This window comes from Paenibacillus sp. F411, assembly GCF_017582705.1.
In the GTDB taxonomy this organism is placed as follows: Bacteria; Bacillota; Bacilli; order Paenibacillales; family Paenibacillaceae; genus Paenibacillus_AQ; species Paenibacillus_AQ algicola.
Map to the genome: position 1 here is coordinate 41,247 of NZ_JAGFIP010000016.1, position 24,736 is coordinate 65,982.

At 53.8% G+C, this 24,736-nt stretch carries 21 protein-coding genes and 1 tRNA gene; 16 read left to right on the plus strand and 6 right to left on the minus strand.

Features of this window, described 5'->3' with window-relative positions; translation table 11 throughout:
- The first annotated feature begins 14 nt into the window (after positions 1–14).
- From JJQ72_RS15820 to JJQ72_RS15850, 7 genes are all read left to right on the plus strand, one after another.
- Positions 15–1,379 carry a sulfatase family protein gene (locus tag JJQ72_RS15820; protein WP_208204276.1) on the plus strand — a complete coding sequence of 455 codons (1,365 nt, stop codon included), beginning with the start codon at positions 15–17 and terminating at the stop codon, positions 1,377–1,379.
- A 108-nt stretch (positions 1,380–1,487) separates the two neighbouring features.
- Positions 1,488–2,243, plus strand: a complete 756-nt coding sequence (locus tag JJQ72_RS15825) for an SIMPL domain-containing protein (protein WP_138224046.1) — start codon at positions 1,488–1,490, stop codon at positions 2,241–2,243.
- 294 nt (positions 2,244–2,537) lie between these two features.
- Positions 2,538–3,509, plus strand: a complete 972-nt coding sequence (locus JJQ72_RS15830) for an ABC transporter ATP-binding protein (protein ID WP_347880766.1) — start codon at positions 2,538–2,540, stop codon at positions 3,507–3,509.
- Positions 3,506–4,357, plus strand: a complete 852-nt coding sequence (locus JJQ72_RS15835) for an ABC transporter permease (RefSeq protein WP_138224048.1) — start codon at positions 3,506–3,508, stop codon at positions 4,355–4,357. The genes JJQ72_RS15830 and JJQ72_RS15835 overlap by 4 nt, the downstream gene beginning before the upstream one ends.
- 41 nt (positions 4,358–4,398) lie before the next feature.
- A complete protein-coding gene (locus JJQ72_RS15840) occupies positions 4,399–5,160 on the plus strand; it encodes an ABC transporter permease (protein WP_138227560.1) in 762 nt (253 codons plus the stop codon).
- A 128-nt stretch (positions 5,161–5,288) separates the two neighbouring features.
- Positions 5,289–6,302: a polyamine ABC transporter substrate-binding protein gene (locus JJQ72_RS15845; protein WP_481856859.1), complete on the plus strand. Its 1,014-nt coding sequence runs from the start codon at positions 5,289–5,291 to the stop codon at positions 6,300–6,302.
- 203 nt (positions 6,303–6,505) lie between these two features.
- Positions 6,506–7,573: a PdaC/SigV domain-containing protein gene (locus tag JJQ72_RS15850; protein WP_208204278.1), complete on the plus strand. Its 1,068-nt coding sequence runs from the start codon at positions 6,506–6,508 to the stop codon at positions 7,571–7,573.
- Between the two features lie 110 nt (positions 7,574–7,683).
- Here the strand turns inward: JJQ72_RS15850 and clpP are convergent, their stop codons facing one another.
- Both clpP and JJQ72_RS15860 read right to left on the minus strand, forming a co-directional pair.
- Positions 7,684–8,280 carry an ATP-dependent Clp endopeptidase proteolytic subunit ClpP gene (gene clpP / locus JJQ72_RS15855; protein WP_138224051.1) on the minus strand — a complete coding sequence of 199 codons (597 nt, stop codon included), beginning with the start codon at positions 8,278–8,280 and terminating at the stop codon, positions 7,684–7,686.
- Positions 8,281–8,457: 177 nt separating this feature from the next.
- Positions 8,458–8,532 (minus strand) — tRNA-Arg (locus JJQ72_RS15860).
- 246 nt (positions 8,533–8,778) lie between these two features.
- Between JJQ72_RS15860 and JJQ72_RS15865 the strand changes: the two genes are divergently transcribed.
- The 7 genes from JJQ72_RS15865 to JJQ72_RS15895 all read left to right on the plus strand — a co-directional run bounded on the left by JJQ72_RS15865 (position 8,779) and on the right by JJQ72_RS15895 (position 17,720).
- Positions 8,779–9,825, plus strand: coding sequence for a sugar-binding transcriptional regulator (locus JJQ72_RS15865; protein WP_138224052.1), 1,047 nt, complete (start codon positions 8,779–8,781; stop codon positions 9,823–9,825).
- Positions 9,826–9,930: 105 nt separating this feature from the next.
- Positions 9,931–10,935 (plus strand): type I glyceraldehyde-3-phosphate dehydrogenase, encoded by a 1,005-nt coding sequence (gap, locus tag JJQ72_RS15870; RefSeq protein WP_138224053.1) that lies wholly within the window; start codon positions 9,931–9,933, stop codon positions 10,933–10,935.
- A 138-nt stretch (positions 10,936–11,073) separates the two neighbouring features.
- On the plus strand, positions 11,074–12,255 hold the full coding sequence (locus JJQ72_RS15875; protein ID WP_138224054.1) for a phosphoglycerate kinase: 1,182 nt from the start codon (positions 11,074–11,076) through the stop codon (positions 12,253–12,255).
- Between the two features lie 91 nt (positions 12,256–12,346).
- Positions 12,347–13,096 carry a triose-phosphate isomerase gene (gene tpiA / locus JJQ72_RS15880; RefSeq protein ID WP_138224055.1) on the plus strand — a complete coding sequence of 250 codons (750 nt, stop codon included), beginning with the start codon at positions 12,347–12,349 and terminating at the stop codon, positions 13,094–13,096.
- Between the two features lies 1 nt (position 13,097).
- On the plus strand, positions 13,098–14,642 hold the full coding sequence (gpmI, locus tag JJQ72_RS15885; protein WP_208204279.1) for a 2,3-bisphosphoglycerate-independent phosphoglycerate mutase: 1,545 nt from the start codon (positions 13,098–13,100) through the stop codon (positions 14,640–14,642).
- 72 nt (positions 14,643–14,714) lie between these two features.
- Positions 14,715–16,001: a phosphopyruvate hydratase gene (gene eno / locus JJQ72_RS15890; protein WP_138224057.1), complete on the plus strand. Its 1,287-nt coding sequence runs from the start codon at positions 14,715–14,717 to the stop codon at positions 15,999–16,001.
- 282 nt (positions 16,002–16,283) lie between these two features.
- Positions 16,284–17,720, plus strand: a complete 1,437-nt coding sequence (locus tag JJQ72_RS15895; RefSeq protein ID WP_208204280.1) for a hypothetical protein — start codon at positions 16,284–16,286, stop codon at positions 17,718–17,720.
- A gap of 293 nt (positions 17,721–18,013) precedes the next feature.
- On the opposite strand, the gene JJQ72_RS15900 is transcribed toward JJQ72_RS15895, so the two are convergent.
- From JJQ72_RS15900 to JJQ72_RS15910, 3 genes are all read right to left on the minus strand, one after another.
- Positions 18,014–18,301 (minus strand): CopG family antitoxin, encoded by a 288-nt coding sequence (locus JJQ72_RS15900; RefSeq protein ID WP_138224059.1) that lies wholly within the window; start codon positions 18,299–18,301, stop codon positions 18,014–18,016.
- Positions 18,298–18,585, minus strand: coding sequence for a BrnT family toxin (locus JJQ72_RS15905; protein WP_208204281.1), 288 nt, complete (start codon positions 18,583–18,585; stop codon positions 18,298–18,300). The genes JJQ72_RS15900 and JJQ72_RS15905 overlap by 4 nt, the downstream gene beginning before the upstream one ends.
- Before the next feature lie 287 nt (positions 18,586–18,872).
- Complete coding sequence (locus tag JJQ72_RS15910; RefSeq protein ID WP_208204282.1) at positions 18,873–20,786, minus strand: glycoside hydrolase family 127 protein; 1,914 nt, start codon at positions 20,784–20,786, stop codon at positions 18,873–18,875.
- Positions 20,787–21,012: 226 nt separating this feature from the next.
- On the opposite strand from JJQ72_RS15910, the gene JJQ72_RS15915 reads away from it, so the two are divergent.
- Complete coding sequence (locus tag JJQ72_RS15915; protein WP_208204283.1) at positions 21,013–22,161, plus strand: mandelate racemase/muconate lactonizing enzyme family protein; 1,149 nt, start codon at positions 21,013–21,015, stop codon at positions 22,159–22,161.
- A gap of 93 nt (positions 22,162–22,254) precedes the next feature.
- Here JJQ72_RS15915 and JJQ72_RS15920 read toward each other — a convergent pair whose 3' ends face one another.
- On the minus strand, positions 22,255–23,043 hold the full coding sequence (locus tag JJQ72_RS15920) for an IclR family transcriptional regulator (protein WP_138224063.1): 789 nt from the start codon (positions 23,041–23,043) through the stop codon (positions 22,255–22,257).
- Between the two features lie 210 nt (positions 23,044–23,253).
- On the opposite strand from JJQ72_RS15920, the gene JJQ72_RS15925 reads away from it, so the two are divergent.
- Positions 23,254–24,675 carry an NAD-dependent succinate-semialdehyde dehydrogenase gene (locus JJQ72_RS15925; protein WP_208204284.1) on the plus strand — a complete coding sequence of 474 codons (1,422 nt, stop codon included), beginning with the start codon at positions 23,254–23,256 and terminating at the stop codon, positions 24,673–24,675.
- The last annotated feature ends 61 nt before the right edge of the window (positions 24,676–24,736 follow it).

The window sequence follows — 24,736 nt, forward strand, 5'->3', positions numbered from 1 at the left end:
AGGATGGTGCTGATATGACTGCAGCCCGCTCGAATGAACAGCCTAATGTAATCGTTTTTTTTACAGATCAGCAGCGGTGGGATACTACAGGAGTCCATGGTAATCCACTGGGGCTGACGCCCAACTTTGACCGAATGGCAAGAGAAGGGACGCATGTCTATAATATGTTCACCTGCCAGCCGGTCTGCGGCCCTGCCCGTTCCTGTCTGCAGACTGGCCTGTATGCGACAGCAAGCGGCTGCTACCGCAATTCCATACCGCTGCCGCGAGACCGCCGTACACTGGCGCATCATTTCAAGGATGCCGGCTACGACACCGGATACATCGGCAAATGGCATCTGGCGTCTCAGGAGCCGGTTCCCGCTGACGAGCGGGGCGGATATGAATACTGGCTCGCATCCAATGTGCTTGAATTCTCCTCGGATGCCTACAACACGGTCATGTACGACAACGACTGTAAAGAGGTCAGGCTGCCAGGATACCGGGTCGATGCCCAGACCGATGCAGCGATTCGATACATGGATGCCCATCAGGATCATCCGTTCTTTCTTTTCTTATCCTATATAGAGCCTCATCACCAGAACCATACCGACAATTATCCTGCACCGGACGGCTCGGAGGAGCTGTATACGGACCGCTGGACACCGCCGGATCTGCGGGCGCTCACGGGCAGCTCGCCGCAGCACCTGGGAGGCTATTACGGCATGGTGAAACGTCTGGATGAGGGCTTGGGAAGAATCCGGGACGCGCTAAAAAGCCTAAATCTGACCTCGCGTACAATCATTCTCTTTACCTCTGACCACGGCTGTCATTTCAAAACGCGGAATGAGGAGTATAAGCGCAGCGCCCATGACAGCTCCATTCGCGTACCGACAGCGCTGTATGGCCCTGGCTTCCTGCAAGGCGGACAACTGCGTGAGCTGGTCAGCCTGGTGGACCTGCCTGCGACCCTGCTCGACGCCGCTGGCATTGAGGTGCCGGCAGACATGCAGGGTCGCTCGATTTTGCCGATTATTCAGAAGCAGCCGGTATCCTGGCCGGAGGAGGTCCTTGTGCAAATCAGCGAATCTCAGGTGGGCAGAGCGATTCGGACGCAGCGCTGGAAGTATGCCGTGACCGCGCCGGATGCCCACCCGAAGGATGATGCAGGCTCTGCCCGGTATGTTGAGGAGCTATTGTATGATCTGGAAGCAGATCCGTATGAGCTGAGCAATCTTGCAGGCATGGAGGCCTACCGTACTGTCGCTGACGAGCTGCGAGCACGGCTGATCACGCGAATGGTGGAGGCCGGCGAGGATGCGCCGGAGATTGTCGCTCATGAGGTGCGCAGTGGAGAACAGCGCAGAGTGTCGATTGAGGAGTGCCGGATTAAACTTTAGAGAACTCTCTTTCTTCTGCAACATTTACCAGTACAGCTTCGTCAGAAAAGTAAGGCAAGCTACAGTAGAGGGGCTGCCATATATTTGATGAAGGAGGCTGATGTTAACATGAATAGTCTGACCAAGCGTTTAGGTGCTGTCATGCTGGCTGGCTCGCTGCTGACCGGCGGCGCGGCTGTGCTTTCTACTGCTGGAGGTGCGGCAGAGGTGCTGGCTGTGGAAGCCGCGGCACAGCAGGGAGTGACGGTGATCGGTAAGGGCGAGCTTTCGGTGAAGCCGGATATCGTCTATCTGTCCATTGGAGCAGAGTCCACGGCCGCTACTGCAGAATCGGCCCAGAAGCATAACGCCGAGAAAATGGATAAGGTGCTGAAGGAGCTGAAGAACACCTGGAAGCTCCAGGATAAGGACATTCAAACCGAGCGGTTCCACGTACAGCCTAACTATACCTATACCGAAAAAGAGGGTCAGCAGGTTAAAGGCTACACGGCCCGCCATTCGCTTCAGGTGACGCTGCGCGATCTCAGCAAGGTCGGTGAGCTGCTGGATGGCGTATCCAAGGCAGGAGCGAACGCGATTGGCGATGTCCGCTTCTCCGTGGAAAACCGCGATGCGTTTGAAGCCCAGGTGATCGAGAAAGCGATGGCGAATGCAGAGATGAAGGCACAAGCTATTGCCAAGTCCGCTAAACGCCAGTTAGGTGTGGTGACCCAGGTGGTAGAAGGTCAGGTTCAGAACTACGGTTTTGAATATGTACAAAACGAAGCCAAGCTGTCGTCCTCAGCAGACTTCGCCTCCACAGCGGTGGAGCCGGGCGAAATCAAGCTGAATACACAGCTGCAGGTACAGTACGAGTTAAAGTAAAGGGATCTATATGCCTTGCAGATCCGCATGAGAGCCTAAGTGATGCCTGGCTGCCCCTTGGTGCAGCCGGGCATTTTTTGCGTGGAGTGAAGCTTGTTACAGGATGGGGCGAAAACCGCCCTCTGCAAGAGATTACATCTGACAAAAGTGTTGTGTACCGCATCAAAACAAGGTATAGTGAATATGCAAAAATCGACCATGACTATAGTCCGGACCATACCGTGTGGATATGGTCTTTTTTCTTGGTATCGCAAAAAGACGGTTTTCCGAAACGGGAAGGGGAGGAACTTATCTGTGATAGAGCTTGTCCAGATCACCAAGCAATTTCAGGGACAGACCGTCGTGCAGCCGCTGTCTCTGTCCATTCGGGAGGGAGAGTTCCTGACTCTGCTCGGCCCCAGCGGCTGCGGAAAAACGACGATTCTCCGCATGATTGCCGGCTTTGAGAACCCGACGGAGGGACAAATCTGGCTCGCAGGGCAGGATGTAACACAGCAGCCGGCGAACCAGCGGGATCTGAATCTCGTGTTTCAGCACTACGCGTTGTTTCCGCATATGACGGTAGCGGACAATATTGCCTTCGGACTGAAGATGAAGAAGCTTTCCAAATCCGAAATCAAAAAGCGCGTCGATGAGGCTGTCGCCATGACCCAGCTGGCTGCGTTCACGGGGCGCTATCCGCATCAGCTGTCCGGCGGCCAGCAGCAGCGTGTGGCTATTGCCCGGGCCATTGCGAACAAACCTAAGGTGCTGCTGCTGGACGAGCCGCTGGGAGCACTCGATCTGCAGCTGCGCAAAAGCCTGCAGTCAGAGCTGAAGCATCTGCAGCGAACGCTGGGCATTACGTTCGTGTACGTGACGCATGATCAGGAGGAGGCGATGATGCTCTCCGACCGGATCGTCATTATGAACGGAGGCCGGGTAGAGCAGATCGGCACGCCGCGGGAGATTTATGCGTCGCCCAAGACGCTGTTCGCCGCGACCTTTGTCGGAGAGAACAATATATTCTCTGCGCCGGAGGGTCTTTTTGCTGTCCGGCCGGAGAAGCTGATTCCGCTCCCTCAAGGAGACAGCCGCGCTCGCAGGGCAGGCGTCATTCAAGATATCCAGTATCTTGGCAATGTGCACAAGCTGGTGGTTCAGCTGGATCAGGAGCCGATGAAGGTGACGCTGGCGCTGGACCTGTCCCAAGAGCACCTGTATGACATCGGAGATTCTATTGGCCTAAGCTGGAACGACACGGATCAAGTGGTGATTGGGCCATGAACAGAAACAAGCTGCTGCTGACACCTGTGCTGCTGTGGATGGCTCTGTTTCTGATTGTACCGATGCTGATTGTTATCGGCATCTCTCTGCTGCAGCGGAATGCACTCGGCCAGCTTCAATTCTCGTTTAGCATAGAGGGCTACAAAACATTTTTTGACCCTCTCTATATCGGCATTTACTGGGATACCATTGTGCTGTCTGTGCTAACGACCGTTATCTGCCTGCTCATTAGCTACCCTATGGCCTACTATATAGCCAACGCTTCCCCGCGTGTCCAGACCTGGGGCCTGCTGCTGGTAACGGTACCGTTCTGGATCAATTTCCTGATCCGCACCTATGCTTGGGTGCTTCTCTTGAGAACGCAGGGTGTAGTCAATACGCTGCTGCTGGAGACGGGCTTGATTGCCGAGCCGCTGCAGATGCTGTACACGCCGGGAGCCGTGCTGCTCGGCATGGTGTACAACTTTATTCCATTTATGGTGCTGCCGATTTATGTTGCACTGGAGCAGATGGACAAGCGCCTGCTGGATGCCGCTTCCGATCTGGGCGCTTCCCGCTGGAAAGCTTTCCGATACGTGACTCTGCCTCAGAGCCGCTCCGGCATGATGACCGGCTGCGTGCTGGTTTATGTGTCTACCTCTGGCATGTTCGTCGTGTCGGACATTCTGGGCGGCGCCAAATCCAGCATGCTCAGCAACATCATTCAAGCCCAGTTTCAGGGGGCGCGGAACTGGCCTTTCGGTGCCGCGCTGTCAGTTATTTTTGTGCTGACCTCGCTGGTGATGATCCTGCTGTTTAACCGGGCCATGCAGGCCCGGCATCTGAATGTGAAGGAGGGGAGATCTTGAACAAGCGCGGCTCTGCGTTGCTAGGTCTGCACTCCTTGCTCATGATGGTGTTTTTGTATTTGCCGATCCTGATGATTGTCCTCTACTCCTTTAATAACACGCGGCTCAGCGGCAGCTGGGAAGGCTTTACGTTTGATTGGTACCTCTCGCTGCTGGATAACCGGCATGTGAAGGAGGCGCTGATAAACAGCCTGAGTATTGCACTGGTATCGACAGCGGTCTCCACGGTACTGGGCACGCTGGCGGCCTTGTCGCTCCGGACCTTGAGCCGCCGCAGCCGCGGGGGATTGAACGGACTCTTGTATTTGCCGGTCATCATCCCGGATATTATTATGGGGCTGTCTCTGCTCGTGCTGTTCTCCCAGCTGCAGCTGGAGCTCAGCAAGCTCACGGTCATGATCGCCCACATTACATTCAGCTTGTCGTATGTGTACGTGGTGGTGTCTGCTCGCCTGGCCAATATGGGCAGGCAGCTGGAGGAGGCGGCGATGGATCTGGGTGCGAGCGGCTGGCAGACCTTCCGGCATGTGACCCTGCCGCAAATTGCTCCCGGCATGATTGCCGGTGCGCTGATCGCGTTTACGCTGTCGCTCGATGATTTTATGGTCAGCTTTTTTGTGGCGGGACCCAGCTCTACCACGCTGCCGATCTATATTTATGGACAGGTCAAGCGCGGCATCTCGCCGGAGATTAATGCACTGTGTACGCTGCTTATTCTCGTCAGCGTGATATTGATTCTGCTTGCACAGTATATGCTCAATCGCGGCAAAGGACAGAAGAAGCAAAAGGCGCTTCCGTTCTAGTCTGCAAGCCACGCAGCAAATGGATGTCCGCATTGCATTCAGCTTAGCTGAGGCTGGCGGTTTATTTTGAAAGGAGATGGATGGAATTGAATCTGAAAAACAAATGGACCCGGCTCCTGCTGGCCGGAATGCTGTCTGCAGTGGCAGCTTTGTCTCTGGCCGGCTGCGGCTCGGAGAAGGAAACCTTGAATATTTATAGCTGGGCGGATAATTTTGACCCGGAGGTGCTGGCGGATTTCGAGGAGAAGTACGATGTCAAGGTGACGTATGACAACTACGCCAACAATGAGGACCTGCTGGCGAAGCTCCAGGCGGGCGGCGGCGGCTATGACTTGATTCAGCCTTCCGATTATATGGTGAAGACGATGATCAGCGAGGATCTGCTGGAGCCGCTGGAGCTGGACAACATTCCTAATTTTGCGAACCTGTCGGATACCTTCAAGAACCCGGATTTTGATCCGGGCAACAAGTATTCAATCATTTACACCTCCGGGGTTACCGGTATCGCCTATAACAAGAACTATGTGAAGGAAGACATTGGCAGCTGGGACGACCTGTGGAATCCGGAATACAGCGGCAAGCTGCTGCTGCTGGATGACAATCGCGAGGTCATCGGCATGTCGCTGAAGAAGAATGGCTATTCCAACAGTTCTGCGAATGAGGCCGAAATTCAAGAGGCAGTGAATGATCTGAAGAGCCTGGTGCCGAATGTACTGGCCTTCGATACCGACAGCATCAAGCAGAAAATGATTCAGGAGGAAGGCTGGATCGCTACTGTATGGTCCGGGGATGCCTCCTTTATTGCGAAAGAGCTGCCGGATCTCGGCTTTGTCGTGCCGGAAGAGGGGGCGACCATATTCTCTGACAACTATGCCATTCCTAAGGGAGCAGAGAACAAGGAGCTTGCCGAGAAGTTTATGAACTACATGATGGAGCCGGAGGTCAGCGCAAAGAACTACGAATATATCGGCTACAGCAACCCGAACGTCAAGGCAATGGAATTCCACAGTGAAGAATATCGCAATGACCGCATGATTAATCTTACAGCGGAAGAGCTGGAGCGCACGGAGTGGCTCAGCGATGTCGGCGAAGCGCGGCCGGTGTATGACCGGGCCTGGAGTGAGCTGAAGAGCGGACGTTAAGACCGTCAGCGGTGAGTTTGAATGTGCATAAGAGCTGCCTGAAGCGGAGAAATCCGATGCGGAGGCAGTTCTTTTTTTTGCATTGTTTTGCATTGCAGAATTGTCACTGTCATTGTTACCTTTCACCCCTGTGCCGTTAGATATAATGGGAGACGGGTAATGACATATACATAATTTTTCAAAATAAGGAAAAGGTGATGGAAATGAACATACGCAGAACATGGATCACAGCGATGCTGGCAGCAGGCGTTGCCTTGGGCAGTGTCATGGACGGCGGGGCGCAGGGCGCTGAGGCCGCGACGGTCTCCCGGAGCCACCTGCAGGCCGTGAATGAGATTACCGTAACCTGGGATGGAAAAGAGCTCTCCCGCAAGGGCATAGTCAGCCGCGGCTCTTCATATGTTCCAATCACCGAGGTGCGGGATGTTCTGGGCTTGTCCTTGCATTATGATGCCAAAGAGCGTTCCTATACGCTGAGCGGAGCTCTTCACGAAATCAAGATCTACGTGTACGGGGGAGATGAGATCGGACTGCTCGTGAACGGCTATTACAGCAACAGCAAAGACGCAAAGCTGGTCAACGGACGACTATACCTGCCATACAACCTGCTTCATCAATATATGGGCGTGCAGGGAGCTTGGAGCTCTGCAGAACAAACCTTGAGCCTGACCAGCCTGCCGCAAAATAAGCTTACCCTTGAAACCCGGACTCTTCGTGAAGTGACGCCAAAGGCAGACATCTCGGTTCGCTACCCGGTTCTGAGCGGGATGGCGAATGCCAAGGTGGAGGCGGATATGAATGCCGTCTTCAGACAGCATGCCGAGGATTTTATCTCGGAATCGGTCGAGGGATTGAAGGAGATGCCGGCTCCGCGGGAAGGGATACCGTATGAGTATACCGGAGATTTTATCGTGCACCATAATCGTGACGGTATTCTGAGCCTGACTGCACATGAGTATACCTATGCTGGCGGGGCGCACGGAATGACCTATCGCACCAGCTGGACATTCTCACTTCCAGATGGAAAGAAGCTGCAGCTTGCTGATGTAATCAACCTGCAGGGTGACCGTAAACAAAAGCTGGATACGTATGTGCTGGAAACGCTGGAGGAAGGAGGCGGTTACCTCGGCGGGTTCCAGGGTGTGCCGGCCGATGCATCGTTCTATATTCAAGGGGATGCGGCGGTGCTCTACTTCCAGCTGTATGAATATACGGCGTACGCCTACGGCTTCCCGGAGATGAAGCTGCCCTTCAGCGTTTGGAAGAAGTAGGCCTGTTTCTGGCAGGAGCATCTAGGCACATGAGAAAGGGGCGGTCCCTTGAGATTACGGATCTCAAGAGACAGCCCCTGTTCTTGCTGTGAGAAAAAGTTGATTGGATGTTAGATGCCTTGCGGCGGTGTGCTTTCCAGCACCTGATCCACCAGTCCGTACTCCTTCGCTTCGGAAGCGGTCATGAAGTAGTCACGGTCGGTATCCTTCTCGATGCGCTCCAGCGGCTGTCCGGTGCGCTCGGCAAGAATGTGGTTCAGCTTATCGCGCATCTTCAGGATGCGGCGGGCGCGAATTTCAATATCCGTAGCCTGTCCCTGAGCACCGCCCAGCGGCTGGTGGATCATAATTTCACTGTTTGGCAGCGCGAAGCGCTTGCCCTTGGCGCCAGCATTCAGCAGGAACGCGCCCATCGAGGCAGCCATGCCGACACAGATTGTGGATACGTCCGGCTTAATAAATTGCATTGTATCAAAAATAGCCATACCGGCCGTGATGGAGCCGCCCGGACTGTTAATATACAGATGAATGTCCTTCTCTGGGTCTTCCGCTGTCAAAAACAGCATTTGCGCAATGATGGAATTGGCGACCACGTCATTGACATCGGAGCCGAGGAAGATAATGCGGTCTTTCAGCAGTCTGGAATAGATGTCATAGGCCCGCTCACCGCGGTTGCTTTGTTCTACGACCATAGGGATAAAACTCATTCGTGAAACCTCCTCTAAAGTACATTCCTCATTAAAATACTGTTACCGTATTACCCATATGATAAACAATTGAAATCAAAAAGTCAAAGAAAGTCAAACTAATGGGTAAAAAAAAGAGCCGTTCAGGGCGCTTATGGGTAAAACAATATTGGGAAAACTGAAGATGGTAAGTAAAAATGGCGCGCCCGCGAGGAATCGAACCTCGATCTCAGGCTCCGGAGGCCTACGTCATATCCATTGGACCACGGGCGCATATTCAGTTAAAAATTTAGCAACAGAATTGATTATAGCAGATGACATTTTAAAATACAAGCGGGCGTTATATTTTATCTCTCATGGACATGAATAAGAAGGAGAAGGGCGGAGAAATATACTTTCGGTACACTTGCAACCGCCACGGATATTCGTTAGAATGTTAGTGGGACTGAAAAAGTTTAGCTGGGACATTTTTTGACCACCAGACCAAACTCCAAAGACGAAGTTGCGGGAGTGGAAGGTATGCGTCATTTATTAGAAATACAAGAGCAGCTTCTGCCCGATCTGATGGACACTCTGAAGCGAAGATATACGGTGCTGCGGCAGATTCGCTCTCAAGGCATGGTCGGCCGCCGAACCCTTGCAGCGTCTCTGGCTATGACCGAGCGGGTGCTGCGAGCAGAGACCGATTTCCTGAAGTCCCAGGGACTGCTGGAAATCGAGAGCCTTGGCATGCGCATCAGCCGCAGCGGTGAGCTGCTGCTGGACCAGCTGGAGCCGGCAATGAAGGACCTGTTCGGGCTGGACGATCTTGAAGAGCAGATTCGCGAGGCTTACGGGCTTCGCAAGGTCGTCGTCGTGCCAGGAGACAGCGAGTCCTCGCCGGATGTCAAGCGCGAGCTTGGCCGCGCCGGCGCGAGAGCGCTGCTGCAGGAGGCCCGCATCGGAGATACGATCGCGGTGACCGGCGGCTCCACGCTGGCTGAGGTGGCAGAGCAGATGGGCTCGCCGGCTGGCGGGCCCCTGAAGGGCGCATGGTTCGTGCCAGCGCGGGGCGGTCTCGGCGAGAGCGTGGAGATTCAGGCGAATACGATTGCTTCCAAGATGGCCAAGAAGGTGGGAGCTGAATACCGCCTGCTGCATGTACCGGATTTACTGAGCGATGATGCGTATCAGTCCCTGGTCCAGGATCCCAATATCCAGGAAATTGTAGATTCCATTCGCAGCTCCCGAATCATTATTCACGGCATCGGGGATGCCATGGAGATGGCGCGCCGGCGCCGGCTGGGGCCCGAGGCGATGGAGGACCTCCGCAAGGAGGGAGCGGTCGCGGAATCCTTTGGCTACTATTTTAGTGAAGAAGGCACCGTTGTGCACCGCATGCTGACGCTGGGCCTCAGGCTGGAGGACATTGTCCGGACGGAGATTATTATCGGAATCGCAGGCGGGGTGAGCAAGGCACAGGCCATTCACTCCGTGCTGAAGTTCGGACAAGAGGACATTCTGGTTCTCGATGAAGCGGCGGCCATGGAGCTCTGTGCAAGAATTGCATGCAGGCGCGAGCCGTAGATGTTTGGAATTCACAGAATGTGTTTTTTATGAATGTGTTGTCTCGACGGGCTTTACGGTCTGTCTTGAATAAATAAAACTTTCACTATATGGAGGGAATTACTCATGGTTAAAGTAGGTATTAACGGATTTGGACGTATCGGACGTAACGTGTTCCGCGCAGCGCTGAACAACAACGATGTAGAAATCGTAGCAATCAACGACTTGACAGACGTAAGCACGCTTGCACACCTGTTGAAATACGACACGACGCACGGCAGACTGAACGCGACAGTTGAAGCTAAAGAAGGCGTGCTGATCGTAAACGGCCGCGAAGTAAAGGTATTTGCAGAGCGTAACCCTGAAGCATTGCCTTGGGGCGAGCATGGCGTTGAAATCGTAGTAGAATCCACAGGGATCTTCACTGCGAAGGAGAAAGCAGAAGCTCACCTGAAGGGCGGCGCGAAGAAGGTTATCATCTCCGCTCCGGCAACGAACGAAGACATCACGATCGTTATGGGCGTAAACGAAGACAAGTATGATGCAGCGAACCACAATGTAATCTCCAACGCATCCTGCACAACGAACTGTCTTGCTCCTTTCGCGAAAGTGCTTGACGAGCAGTTCGGTATCGTAAAAGGCATGATGACAACGGTTCACGCTTATACCAATGACCAGCAAGTACTGGATCTGCCGCATAAAGACCTGCGTCGTGCCCGTGCTGCTGCCGAGAACATCATTCCTTCCACAACGGGCGCAGCTAAAGCCGTCAGCCTGGTTCTGCCACAGCTGAAAGGCAAGCTGAACGGTATGGCTATGCGTGTACCTACGAAGAACGTTTCCGTGACAGACCTCGTTGTTGAGCTGTCCAAGAACGTAACGATGGAAGAAGTTAACGGTGCGCTGAAGGCTGCTGCTGAAGGCCCGCTGAAAGGCATCATGAACTTCTCTGAAGAGCCGCTCGTATCCAGCGACTACAACAGCGACCCAGCTTCCTCCACCATCGACTCCCTGTCCACTATGGTTGTTGGTGACAACATGGTTAAAGTCGTTTCCTGGTATGACAACGAGTGGGGCTACTCCAACCGTGTCGTTGACCTGGCTGCTTACATCGCAAGCAAAGGTCTGTAATTATTAGATTGTGCTATAAATCGAAGAGGGGTTCCCTGAGGTGCTCCTCTTTGGTTTGTAATGAAACGTTTTTTATAGAGAAAAAGAGAGCCGCCTGCTGTTGGTGAGGAGAATAGTTTTCTTAGGAGGAACGTGGAGATGAACAAGAAAAGTGTGCGTGATGTAGAAGTAAAAGGCAAAGCGGTATTTGTCCGTGTTGATTTTAATGTGCCGCTCGAAAACGGCAAAATTACCGACGACACCCGGATCCGTGAAACGCTGCCGACCATTAAGTACCTGGTAGAGCAGGGTGCGAAGGTCATTCTGGCGAGCCATATGGGCCGTCCGAAGGGCGAGGTTGTAGAAGAACTCCGCTTGACACCAGCAAGCGAGCGCCTGTCCGAGCTGCTGGGCCAGCCGGTAGCCAAAGCCGATGAGGCTGTTGGTGAAGCGGTGAAATCCAAGATCCAGAGCATGCAGGCTGGAGAGGTGCTCGTGCTGGAGAACGTTCGCTTCTACCCGGGCGAAGAGAAGAATGACCCTGAGCTTGCGAAGCAATTCGCAGAGCTGGCAGACCTGTTCGTCAATGATGCGTTCGGTGCAGCTCACCGTGCCCATGCTTCTACAGAAGGCATTGCGCATCATCTTCCGGCCGTATCCGGCCTTCTGATGGAGAAAGAATTGTCCGTACTCGGCAAGGCGCTGTCTAACCCTGATCGTCCTTTTACAGCGATCGTTGGCGGCTCCAAAGTAAAAGACAAAATCGACGTCATCAACCATCTGCTTACCCTGGCTGACAACATCATCATCGGCGGCGGCTTGACCTACACCTTCCTGAAGGCACAAGGCCATGAAATCGGCCTGTCCCTGTGCGATGATTCCAAGCTGGATACCGCACTCGGCTTCCTGGAGAAGGCGAAGGAGCTGGGCAAGAACTTCTACCTTCCGGTGGACATTGTCGTGGCTGATGACTTCAGCGCAAGTGCGAATACCCAGATCGTAGGCATCGATGGCATTCCTGCCGGCTGGGAAGGCGTGGACATCGGACCGAAGACGCGTGAGCTGTATGCCGATGTGATCAAGAACTCCAAGCTGGTCGTATGGAACGGACCTATGGGCGTGTTCGAAATCGAGCCGTTCTCCAATGGTACACGTCAGGTCGCACAGGCTTGTGCGGAGACGGAAGCGTACACGGTGATCGGCGGTGGCGATTCCGCAGCTGCGGCTGAGAAATTCCAGCTGGCAGACCGGATGGATCATATCTCTACAGGCGGCGGCGCTTCCTTAGAGTTTATGGAAGGCAAGGCGCTTCCTGGTGTTGTAGCCCTGAACGATAAGTAGTATCTTGAGATAGAGTTATTTTGACAGCAGGGGCATGCGGGCGCACAGATGAAGGTCCGGATGCTCCAGCGAATCAAAGGAGTTGAACTGTGTGAGAACACCTATTATTGCCGGCAACTGGAAGATGTTCAAGACGATTCCGGAAGCAGAAGCATTCGTGCAAGAAATCAAGAACAGCGCTGTAGAAGGTGTAGAAAGCGTGATTTGTGCGCCCTTCACTACTCTTCCTGCACTGGTAAAAGCAGCGGAAGGCACGGGCATCAAGATCGGTGCGCAGAACCTGCATTTTGAAGATCAAGGGGCATTCACAGGCGAAATCAGCGGAGGGATGCTGAAGGACCTGGGCGTGGATTATGTCATCATCGGCCATTCCGAGCGCCGCCAGTATTTCAACGAAACCGACGAGAGCGTCAACAAGAAAATGCATGCGGCATTCCGGCACGGACTGCTGCCTATCGTTTGTGTCGGCGAAAGCCTGGAAGAGCGTGAAGCTGGAAAGACGAAGGATGTGTGCAAGGTTCAGACGGAAGCTGCATTTGCAGATGTGACTGCAGAACAAGCAGTGCAGGCTATTATTGCATACGAACCGGTATGGGCCATCGGCACCGGCAAATCCTCCACTTCCCAGGACGCCAATGAAGTTATCTCCTATATCCGTGAGCTGGTACAGGGCATGTACGGGGAGAGCGTTGCTTCCCAGGTACGCATTCAGTACGGCGGCAGCGTGAAGCCGGAGAACGTGGCAGAGTATATGGGACAAAGCGACATCGACGGTGCGTTGGTCGGAGGGGCGAGCCTGCAGCCTGCTTCGTACATCCAGCTCGTTGAGGGGGCGAAGTAAGATGTCTGCATCAAGACCCGTCGCATTAATCATTATGGACGGCTTCGGCCTGCGCAACACGACTACAGGGAATGCCGTCGCCCAGGCGAATAAGCCGAATTATGACCGTTACCTGAAGCAGTATCCTAACACGACGCTCACGGCCTGCGGCGAAGCCGTAGGCTTGCCGGAAGGCCAGATGGGCAACTCCGAGGTAGGTCATCTGAATATCGGTGCCGGCCGAATCGTATATCAGGATCTGACCCGGATTACGAAGTCGATCCGGGACGGTGAATTTTTCGAGAATGAGACGCTGGTAGGAGCTATTCGCGCGGCCAAGCAGAACAATCGGAAGCTTCATCTGTACGGCCTCGTATCGGACGGCGGCGTACACAGCCATATTGCACATCTGTTCGCGATGCTCGACCTGGCCAAGAAGGAAGGGCTGGACGAGGTTTATATCCATGCCTTTATGGATGGCCGCGATGTGGCACCGGACAGCGGGAAGCAGTTCATTCACGATCTGCTTGCCAAGATTGAAGAGGTCGGCGTGGGCAAAATTGCTACGGTATCGGGGCGTTATTTTGCCATGGACCGTGACAAGCGCTGGGATCGGGTCGAGAAGACCTATCGTGCTATGGTATATGGGGAGGGCCCGAAATATGTGGATCCTCTGCAAGCCATTCATGACTCGTATGAGAAATCGATCTATGACGAGTTCCTTGAGCCGACGGTTATGGTGGACAGCCAGGGCCAGCCGGTAGCTACGGTGGACAGCGGGGATTCGGTCATCTTCCTGAACTTCCGTCCAGACCGGGCGATTCAGCTGTCTCAGGTGTTTACGAACAAGGACTTCCCCGGCTTTGACCGCGGACCGAAGTCCCCGGAAGGGCTGCATTTCGTCTGCCTGACCCTGTTCAGTGAAACGGTAGAGGGCTTTGTTGCCTACAAGCCGAAGAACCTCGACAACACGCTTGGAGAAGTGCTCGTGCAGAACAACAAGAAGCAGCTGCGGATTGCGGAGACGGAGAAGTATCCGCATGTCACCTTTTTCTTCAGCGGCGGCCGGGATGTTGAGCTGCCGGGTGAGACTCGGGTGCTGATCAATTCGCCAAAGGTCGCTACCTATGACCTGCAGCCGGAGATGAGCGCTTACGAGGTCGCCGATGCCTGCGTGAAGGAGATTGAGGCGGATAAGCATGACGCGATCATCCTGAATTTTGCCAACCCTGATATGGTGGGACACTCCGGCATGCTGGAGCCTACAATCAAGGCCGTGGAAACGACGGATGAGTGCGTCGGCAAAGTCGTGGATGCGGTTCTTGCCAAGGGCGGCGTTGTCCTGATTACAGCGGATCACGGTAACGCGGATATGGTATTTGACGAGAACGGACGTCCATTCACGGCACACACCACGAATCCGGTTCCGTTCATCATTACCGATGAGAGCATCACGCTTCGGGAAGGCGGCATTCTGGCCGACATCGCTCCAACGATTCTCGATCTGATGAACCTGGAGAAGCCGCAGGAAATGACAGGCACCTCCATGATCGCGGCACGTGGATGAAACAGGCCCCCGGGCTGTGGTAAGCTTACACTAACATCAAGATGAAAATATAATATAAAGGAGACTCTACTCATGACCATTATTTCTGACGTATATGCACGCGAAGTCCTGGACTCCCGCGGCAACCCGACTGTAGAGGTTGAAATTTATCTGGAATCTGGCGCCATTGGCCGCGCTATCGTACCATCCGGTGCTTCCACCGGGGTGCACGAGGCGGTTGAGCTTCGTGACGGCGACAACAGCCGCTACCTGGGTAAAGGTGTTCTGCAAGCTGTGAAGAACGTGAACGAAGTGATCGCTCCAGAAGTGATCGGCATGGACGCGCTGGATCAGGTTGGCATCGACAAGCTGATGATCGAGCTCGACGGCACGCCGAACAAAGGCAAGCTGGGCGCGAACGCGATTCTGGCAGTATCCATGGCTGTAGCCCGCGCTGCAGCAGATGCGCTGGATCTTCCATTGTATACTTACCTGGGCGGCTTCAACGCGAAGCAGCTTCCGGTTCCGATGATGAACATCGTTAACGGCGGTGCTCATGCGGACAACAACGTAGACGTTCAAGAGTTCATGGTTCTGCCTGTCGGCGCTGAATCCTTCAAGGAAGCGCTGCGTATGGGCGCTGAAATCTTCCACAACCTGAAGTCCGTACTGAAAAGTAAAGGCCTCAACACGGCTGTTGGCGACGAGGGCGGCTTCGCACCGAACTTCACGTCCAATGAGGACGCACTGTCTTCCATTATCGAAGCGATCGAGAAAGCCGGCTACAAGCCAGGCGAAGACGTATTGCTCGGTATGGACGTAGCTTCCACAGAATTTTTCAAAGACGGCAAATACGAGCTGGAAGGCGAAGGCAAGTCCTACACGCCTGCAGAGTTCGTAGACCTTCTGGCTTCGTGGGTAGACAAATACCCGATCGTTACGATCGAGGACGGCTGCTCCGAGGACGATTGGGAAGGCTGGAAGCTGCTGACCGAGAAGCTGGGTGACAAAATCCAGCTGGTGGGTGACGATCTGTTCGTAACGAACACCGAGCGTCTGGGCAGAGGCATTCAAGAAGGTATCGGTAACTCCATCCTGATCAAAGTGAACCAAATCGGTACGCTGACGGAAACCTTTGACGCTATCGAAATGGCGAAGCGCGCAGGCTACACAGCTGTAATCTCCCACCGTTCCGGCGAGTCCGAGGACAGCACGATTGCAGACATCGCAGTGGCAACCAATGCGGGTCAGATCAAGACCGGTGCTCCATCCCGTACCGACCGCGTAGCGAAGTACAACCAGCTGCTCCGCATTGAGGACATGCTGGGTGAGCTCGCTCAGTACAACGGCCTGAAGTCGTTCTACAACTTGAAGAAGTAATTGAAGGCAAGCCCGGTTCCCTGCTCTAGCAGGTGAAGCCGGGCTTTTTTTTTGTCGTGGAGAAGCCCATTTCTTGATAACCAAATATAAAAGTATTGACTATATATAAACTTGGATGTATATTCTTACTAGAGACAGCTCCCTTTGCTGTTTCAAATGTAAGCGCTATATAAATGCGGTAAGAAGTATAGCGCGATGTAATCGGGAAGGGAGAGGATGACACAAGAACGAGAAAGGCCGCAGGCTGCAGGATCACTTTTAGGATGATAGAGGAGGACTATAATGAAAAAGCGTTCATGGTTAAGTAAAGCTTGTCTGGCTGTGGTACTGGTGCTAACCGCGGGAATGACTCCCGCCCCGGCATCGGCAGCGGCGGGAGATCCCGCGACCTTCCAGGGCATCGGCACCACGTCTTACGGCGGCAAGGTGTACTTCGAGAATAAAGTAACGGCGGGAAATAAAAAGCTGGTATCGCCTGGAGAGAGTCTCAGCTCGATTCAAGCCAAGCTGGATGGCGGCGGCATTATCCAGTTCGCTGCAGGAACGTACAATCTGGGTACAATGAAAATTAATACATCCAACACGAGAATTGAAGTGAACCAGGGAGCCGTCTTTAATATGTCGAGCAATATTTTGTTTGATATTCGCCCGGCAACGGTGGATGCGCCCCGTATTCAGAATATTGAGCTGTCCTCCATCGGCCCGGGCCGCTTCACAATCAATACCAAGGGCAATAAAGGCGGGGACAAGCGTCCCGTGCGCCTCACGAACGTCAAGAACTTCGCGGTCTCGGGCATTCATATTAACGGGAATTATGAAGGCCAGCCGTTCGTCGTGCTTGTACCTTATCAGGATGGCAGTCCCGGCAGGCTGCTGGTGAACGGGGAGCAGGTCTATAACCCGATCTTTGGCCTGGTTCCGACGCAAGGCGTGGTACAGGATGTCAGTGCGACTAAGATTCATGGCGGCTATGCTACGGTGCAGCTGTTTGCAGGCGATAATGTTCTGCTCCGCAACATCGACGGAGAGAACGGCGTTACCGTCCGCCTGGAGCCAGGCAGCGGCAAGGACACAGACAATACCAGCATGTCCGGACCGAACCTGGGCGCAATCCGCAATGTTGAGCTGGTCAATGTCCACAACAAGAACGGCTTTGCGGCGGTGTATCTGAAAGCGCATGCGAAGGTAAACCGGGACATTACGCTAACGAATATTACGGCTACAGACAGTGCCTTTGCGATTCATTCCGATGTGTCCGAGTTCCATGCGGATGATAAGGTGACCGTAACCTATAACGGACAAACCTATGATGTTCACCGCGACCGCGGCCGCTTCGAGAATGTGAAGCTGAAGGGCAATATCAAGCTGACGAAGCAAAGCCCGAACAAGCTGGCGTGGTTCGCAATTTCAGACCTGTTCTATATCGACTACAACAAGCGTGAGGGCAACGGAGATTACAGCGACTATGCTGTGTCTATCTGCGGCACGAAGCGGATCACCTCGCCGGTCGTTCCCGTGCTGATGCTGTCCCATGAGTACCGCAGTGATACAACCTTCAGTGTCGAGCGCGGAACCTACACGCTGGACTACAGCAATGCTAACATCCAGTCGGTCGGCTTCAGTCATTCCCTGGCTACAAACGGCGGCGTGCTGTATCGGGAGGATGCCAGAAACAAGAACAATCAGCCTCTGACTGATGCACAGATCAAGGATTACTAGGTTAGATGCAAAAAAGGCAGCGGCCGGGAGAACCGGCTCGCTGCCTTTTTACATTTCTTGAAATGAAGGGTGTCAGTCGTGCTGAGCGAACAGTAATCACATTTTAGGAATGGTGAGATGGACGAGCTTGCCAATCAAAGCGAAGTCCAATATTGCTCGGATGGCTACGTACCGCAGCGACCAAAGCTTAGTAGACGAGCGTACCGGCCGAGGCGAAGCACGAAGCATGGGGGAAAACGAAAAGCACGTTTCCCTAAACCTCGACGCGCTTCGCGGCCACGTATCCTTACAGGTTAACGAACCAATTTCTCTTCCTCATAGACGCGTTCGATTAGGAACTGCTTCATAAGCGTCTGATACCCCATATGCTTCTGCGCCGCGACTTCCTGGATGCGCTGAAGCAAATCGTGTTCAAGACGGATAGAGATCGTTTTGGTACGGCCGTGACGGTGCGGCAGATCATCCTCGGCCATAGAGGATTCAAGAAGTTCGCTGCTCATCGTGTGCGTCGCCCAAAAATCGGCAGCCTCTTCGTCGGTCATATTCGTCGGGATCTCCTCTTTAGATATTATGCGTTTCATCGTGATGACCTCCTTTTGTTATAGAGTCTTTTCTCATCAGCCTCGGCATTTCGAGCGGTAATAACCCGAATGCGATTGCCTTCCTTTCTAACAAAAATGACAACTAAACGCCGCCCCTCATCCGTTGCGCCAATCAGGCCCTTGTGGCCGCTATGAGCATGAAATGGAATTCGATCTTCATCCCAAAACGCTTCTTCGGCTTCATCAGGAAGAACGTCATGCCGCGCAATATGCTCGATATTGTGATCGTCCCAAATGAAAAGATCTTCGACGTCATTAAACATCAGTGATCCTCCAAACTGTATATACCATAGTATATACAGTTTACAGCGAAGGAATACGCTACTCAAGCCCGATTTTTAAAAAATGGAGAAAAAAAGTTACATATCGTAAAGAACTTGAAATCATAACGAACGAAAAGCTCATACAGGCAGGGTACTATGCTTTCCCTGCGCAGTATGAGCGTCTACGTCATTTGCACTTATACGGTTGAACCGCCGTATACCGGACGGTAAGTACGGTGGTGTGAGAGGTTGGCTGCTCAATTCATAGACAGCCTCCTACTCGATTGCTAAATCAGTGGCAGCCAGACCGACATATCGCTATGCCCGCGATTGTTCCAGGCGTAGTAAGGGACGAGGCTGATCTGGATGTCTTCGGTCTGTACAGGCGAGAACGGCTTGTACAGTGCATCGCTATGATCCGCAGCGGGAAGCTTCACAGCCGTTCCCTGCAGACGGGCTACACCGCCCAGCAATTCCCCGTCGTACTGGGCGCTCAGCTGGATCTGATGCGGAATCCGGATTTGATCGATGCCAGTGCCTTCCGGAAGATCAATGCTCTCCAGGCAGTAGACGAAAGGACCGTATGTGAAAGCGACTTGTCCGCGCGCTTCCTCAACCATCGGATTCGCTGCGATCATGCGGATCTGCATAGGCAGGACAAGCTCAATAACGTCGCCTGACTTCCAGGCCTGACGGATCTCGAAATAGCTTCCGGCCGCAACGCCTTCCAGCGACTTGCCGTTAACCTTCACAGAAGCTTTTTCCGCCCAGGCTGGAATGCGCAGGAAGATGGAGGTTTCCTGACTCAGGCTGCTCTTCACGGTCAACGAGACGGTTTCCTCGGCCGGGAAGGCAGTCTGCACGTCCAGCTCCAATGTTTCTCCGGATTCCAGAACCGTCTTCAGCTCATTGCCGCTGTAGAGATGAACGTACAAGCCTTCACTGGATTGTCCGTAAGCCCATTGATTCAGCTTGGCTACTGTACGCAGCACCTGCGGCGGGCAGCAGTAGCAGGTATGGGTGAACCAGCGCTGCGTCCGGAAATGCTGGGTCTGCAGCGAGGAGTGGTTAAACAGCTTGCCGCCGCGCGTTTCCAGCGGGTTGGTGTAGCAGAAATGATGGCCGTCAATGGACATGGAGCCCAGCAGGTTGTTATATACGACTCTTTCAAAGACATCCATATATTTAGGATTCTGAGTCAGGTCAAACATCCGCATAGACCACATGGCATTCCCGATGTTCGCGCACGTTTCGGTATATGCGGAACGGTTCGGAAGATGATAGTCCGTGCCAAAGGCTTCCCAGATTTTGTCCCCGTTCGGAGAAAGGCCGTTGTAGATGGAGCCGATGCCGCCGGTGATGTACATTTTTTTGAGGTACATGTTGTCCCAGATCTTCTCCAGCGCGTTCATGATTGCTTCCTCTTGGGTATGAGCATACACATCCGCTGCCCCGGCATACAGATACACCGCAGTTACCGCATGGCCAGTGGCCTCAGACTCTTCACGAAGCGGAGTGCGGTCCTGGTTCTGATCCTCGCCGCCGTAGCCTGCGCCTCTCATAGTCATGAAAATATCAGCCAGCTTCAGGTGCTGCTCATTGCCTGTAATGCGGTACAAATCCACCAGGCCCATAATGTTGGACGGGTTCCAGCCGTAGTGGATCAGATGCTTCGGACAAGGATTGAAGGTATGATTCAAATAGTCCGCCGCTTTGATCGCAACGTTCAGAAAATTGTCCTTGCCGGTCGCTGTGTGGTGTACGCATGCAGCAGTCAGGAGATGACCAAAGTTATAATCCTCGTGAAAAATCCGCTGTCCCCAGCGCTGCTTATGGCTAAGCTGGACGTTGGTGCTGATATAACCGTCCTCGTCCTGAGCCTTGGCGATAAAGCCGATATACTTGTCCATCTTCTCATCCAGTTTAGGGTCTTTCGTCAGCGCATAAACATGTGCACACGCTTCCAGGAACTTGTAGCAGTCACCGTCAGACCAGTCCTCACCATAATGTCTGTCGGATTTCAGGCCGGCAGCCACCTCGAAGTTAGGCATATAGGCACCGTTCTCCTTGACCTGGAGCGCCTCCTCCATCGAGTCGATCATTTCGTGGTGCGCAAGTCCAAAGCGGTCCGCCCAGAATCCGGACGTCCAGCGGGCATCTGTCATTTGAAGAGGTTTTACTTTACGAATGTCATGTTTCAAGGGTAGCCCTCCTGTAGAAAAAAGTAATGTTATTACAGCCATTGTAGTCTCATTCCCCTTCCCCCTCCATGCAGTAGAAAGAACAAAAGTAGTACTATTTTTACCTGTTAGGGCTAGAAGCAATGGTTGCGTTTACAATTTCCCGCTATTTAAATATAAATAGGCAATTGACATAAAAATCATATAGATATACATTGGTAAAAAAATAGTACCCTGGAGGTTTCCCATGAACATTACGGATCTGCGCGTGCACATTCTTACATCTCCGCTGGATGAGCCCTTTTACTTCTCGCAAGGCTGGGTGCACCAGCGTTCCTCGGTTATTGTAGAAATTCAGACAGATGAAGGCATTACCGGCTGGGGTGAATGCCTGTGCCATGGGCTGCAGCCGCCGGAAATTGCCGGAGCGTTTATCCGCCATGCGTTTGCTCCGCTGCTGATCGGCAGAAATCCATTCGACTCTGATGTGCTGTGGGAGGAAATGTACAATAAATCCAGACCCTACGGACAGGGCGGGGCGGCTGTGAATGCCATTAGCGGGATTGATATCGCCCTGTGGGACATTAAAGGGAAAGCATGCGGCCAGCCGGTCAGCCGGCTGCTTGGCGGCATGTACCGTCAAGAGGTCATGCCTTATGCGACAGGGTTTTACCGGACCGAGAAGGGGCGTTATCCTGAGGATGGAGTAGAGGAGGCGCTTCGCCATAAAGAGAACGGGCTGCGTGCGATGAAGCTGAAGATCGGCTTCGGCATAGAGGAGGATCTCGCGCTCATTTCTGCCGTGCGGGAAGCCATCGGGCCTGACGTACGGCTGATGGCTGATGCCAACGGAGCGTACAATGCGGGCCTCGCCCGAAGACTGATGCTGGAGTGCCGCGAGCAGAAGCTGTATTTCCTGGAGGAGCTGCTGGCGCCGGAGGATCAGGAGGGATATCTGTCCATTCGCCACCTCACCGGCACCCTGATCGCCGCCGGCGAGAATCTGTTCGGCAAAACGGGCTACCGGAGCTGGATTTCGCAAGGAGCGCTGGATATTTTGCAGCCGGATCTGTGCTCGGCCGGCGGGTTTACCGAGTGCCGCAAAATTGCAGCCATGGCGCAGGCGTGGAATACGATGGTCATCCCGCACGTCTGGGGCTCCGGCATTGGCCTTGCGGCCTCGCTGCAGTTCATCGCTACCCTGGCTCCGGCCCCTCTCGCACTGGCTCCGGAGGAGCCCATGCTGGAGTACGACCAGTCCTCCCATCCATTCCGGGCCGCGCTGATCCATAATGCCATCACCCTGCAGAACGGGATGGTTGCCATTCCAACGGCACCGGGCCTTGGTGTTGAGATTAACCGGGATATTATTGAGCAGTACGGCACCACGATATAAACAAGCCCTGCACATACAACAAACAGTCCCGGCACCATAAGGTGCCGGGACTGTTGTCATCTGCTGGCCAATGCGCCAGGACGCGTCAAGCTGTTAAGCCTTCCGTGAAGCATCGTAGCCCAGCAGCTCGGAAATGTGCCGGGCCTGCTCCAGCAGCTTCTTGTTATAGCGGTTCATGTGATCCTTGGACATCCGAAAGATCGGGCCGGAAATACCGATCGCGCCCTCGATCTCGCCGACAGCGTTAAAGATCGGCGCTCCAAGGCAGCGCAGCCCTTCGCAGGATTCCTCCATGTCGGTCGCATAGCCGGTCTCGCGGATCTGCTCCAGCTGCTCCTTCAGCCTGGAAGGATGTGCAATCGAGGAGGAGGTAACGGGCGTCAGCTCGTTATGCTCCAGGTATTGCTCCAGCACGCTGGGCGGGCTGAAGGCGAGCAGGCATTTGCCCATCGCCGAGGTGTGGGAAGGGTACTCCAGGCCCACCGTAGACAGAAACTTGATCGGCTCCAGGCTCTCCAGCTGATCCACCACGAGCGTCCGGCCGAGGGAGCCCAGCTTGGTGAGCAGGGTGGTTTCCCGGGTGTAGTCGCGCAGGAGCAGCATGGACGCTTCCGCAATATTCTTCAGCGCAATCCGGTTACCGATGGAGCTGCCGAGATAATACAGCTTGCCGGTCAGCTGGTACGAGCTGTCCAACGGGTTTTTTTGAATAAACTTCTTGTCCTCCAGCTCCTTCATAATCCGAAAGACCGAGTTGGACGAAATGCTCAGCCGCTGACTCAATTCAGTGACTGAGAAATACTTGTTCTCTTTTGCCATTAACTCCAAAATGTCCAGCATCTTCTCCGCAGCGGGAGCTTTATACTTCTTGGTCGTTGTCATGATTGAAGAGCCGCCTCCGACTTCCTGTTCTTTCGTTACTCATACTAGGGATTATACCATAAATGAAGCCCAATCATTGTAGAAAACGCATTCATTGCGTGAACTATATATAAAAACCACCTCAATATTTAAAGTTAAGCATTGACAGCTGAAAACGCTATCGTTATCATTTAAATATAGAATACAAATTTAAAAATGGAGTTGGAGGCAATGTACAGTCATTATATTGGTGGAATTGCCGTAGAGGGTCTGGGCGATGTGATGTCGGTCCACAATCCTGCGACAGAGGAGCTGGCCGGAGAACTGCGTATGGCCACAGAAGCTCAAGCCGAAGCTGCATTAAAGAGCGCCGAGAAGGCATTCCCGGCATGGTCCAAGACTCCGCTGCAGCAGCGTGGAGAGTGGATGGAGCGTCTTGCACAAGCGATTGAGGAGAAGCGGGAGCAGATCCTGGATGTGCTGATGAGCGAGACCGGCAAGCCGCTGGCTCAAGCGGAAGAGGATTTCGACATGCTGCCCCGCTGCCTGCGTTACTATTATGAGGAAGCCAAACGCCTGCATGGACGAATTATTGAAGACGAAGACAATTCATATATGAATCTGATCAAAAGACAGCCGGTCGGCGTCGTTGTCGGCTATCTGGCCTGGAACTTCCCGATGCTGAACCTTGCCTACAAGCTCGGTCCGGTGCTGGCCTCGGGCTGCACCTGCGTGCTGAAGCCGTCGCCGTTAACACCGCTCTCGACACTAATGATCGGTGCGATCGCTGAAGAAATCGGATTCCCGGCAGGTGTCATCAATGTCATTACCGGGGACACGCTGAAGCTCGCGGCCGTGATGAATCAGAGCACGATTCCGCGGATGATCACGTTGATCGGCTCAACCGCGGCCGGCAAAGCGATCATCGGGCAATCCAATACGTCGATCAAGCGCTATTCGCTGGAGCTGGGCGGCAATGCGCCGGCCATCGTGCTTGCGGATGCTGATCTGGAGCAGGCTGCGAGCCAGCTGGTATCCCTGAAGTTCGGGAACGCCGGTCAGATCTGTGTCTCCCCGAACCGCGTCTTTGTTCACGAATCCGTGCAGGAGGCTTTCAAAGCAAAGGTTGTAGAGAAGACGAAGCAGATCACTCTGGGCTGGGGACGGGAGTCCGGCGCTGGTATGGGCCCAATGATTACAGATGGGCACCGGAGCCGGGTACAGAAGCTGATTGCTTCTGCAGTAGCGGCAGGAGCGGTCATTGAAGCTGGCGGCAGCGTACCTGCAGACAAGAGCAAAGGCTACTATCTGGAGCCGACAGTCATCAGCGGTGTGCGCCCGGATATGGATATTTTTAAGGAAGAGATCTTCGGTCCGGTGCTGTCGCTGATGACGTTCCGGGAGGTTGAGGAGGTCGTCAAGGAAGCGAACAGCACGGAGTTCGGCCTTGCTTCCTATGTGTTCGGTACGAATCTGCAGCATATTCTGTACATTTCGGAGTCGCTGGAGGCCGGAACGGTATGTGTCAACGGTCCGCACTACACTGTAGCACTTCCGCATGGCGGCATGAAGGAGAGCGGCGTCGGTAAAGACTGCTCCACTTACAGCCTGGAGGAGTACTACTACATCAAGCGTATTTCTATTCGTAAATAGGATTCAACCATAAGGGATCCCATCAAGCGGGGGCGGGCTGAGACACATCTGCCCGTCCCTT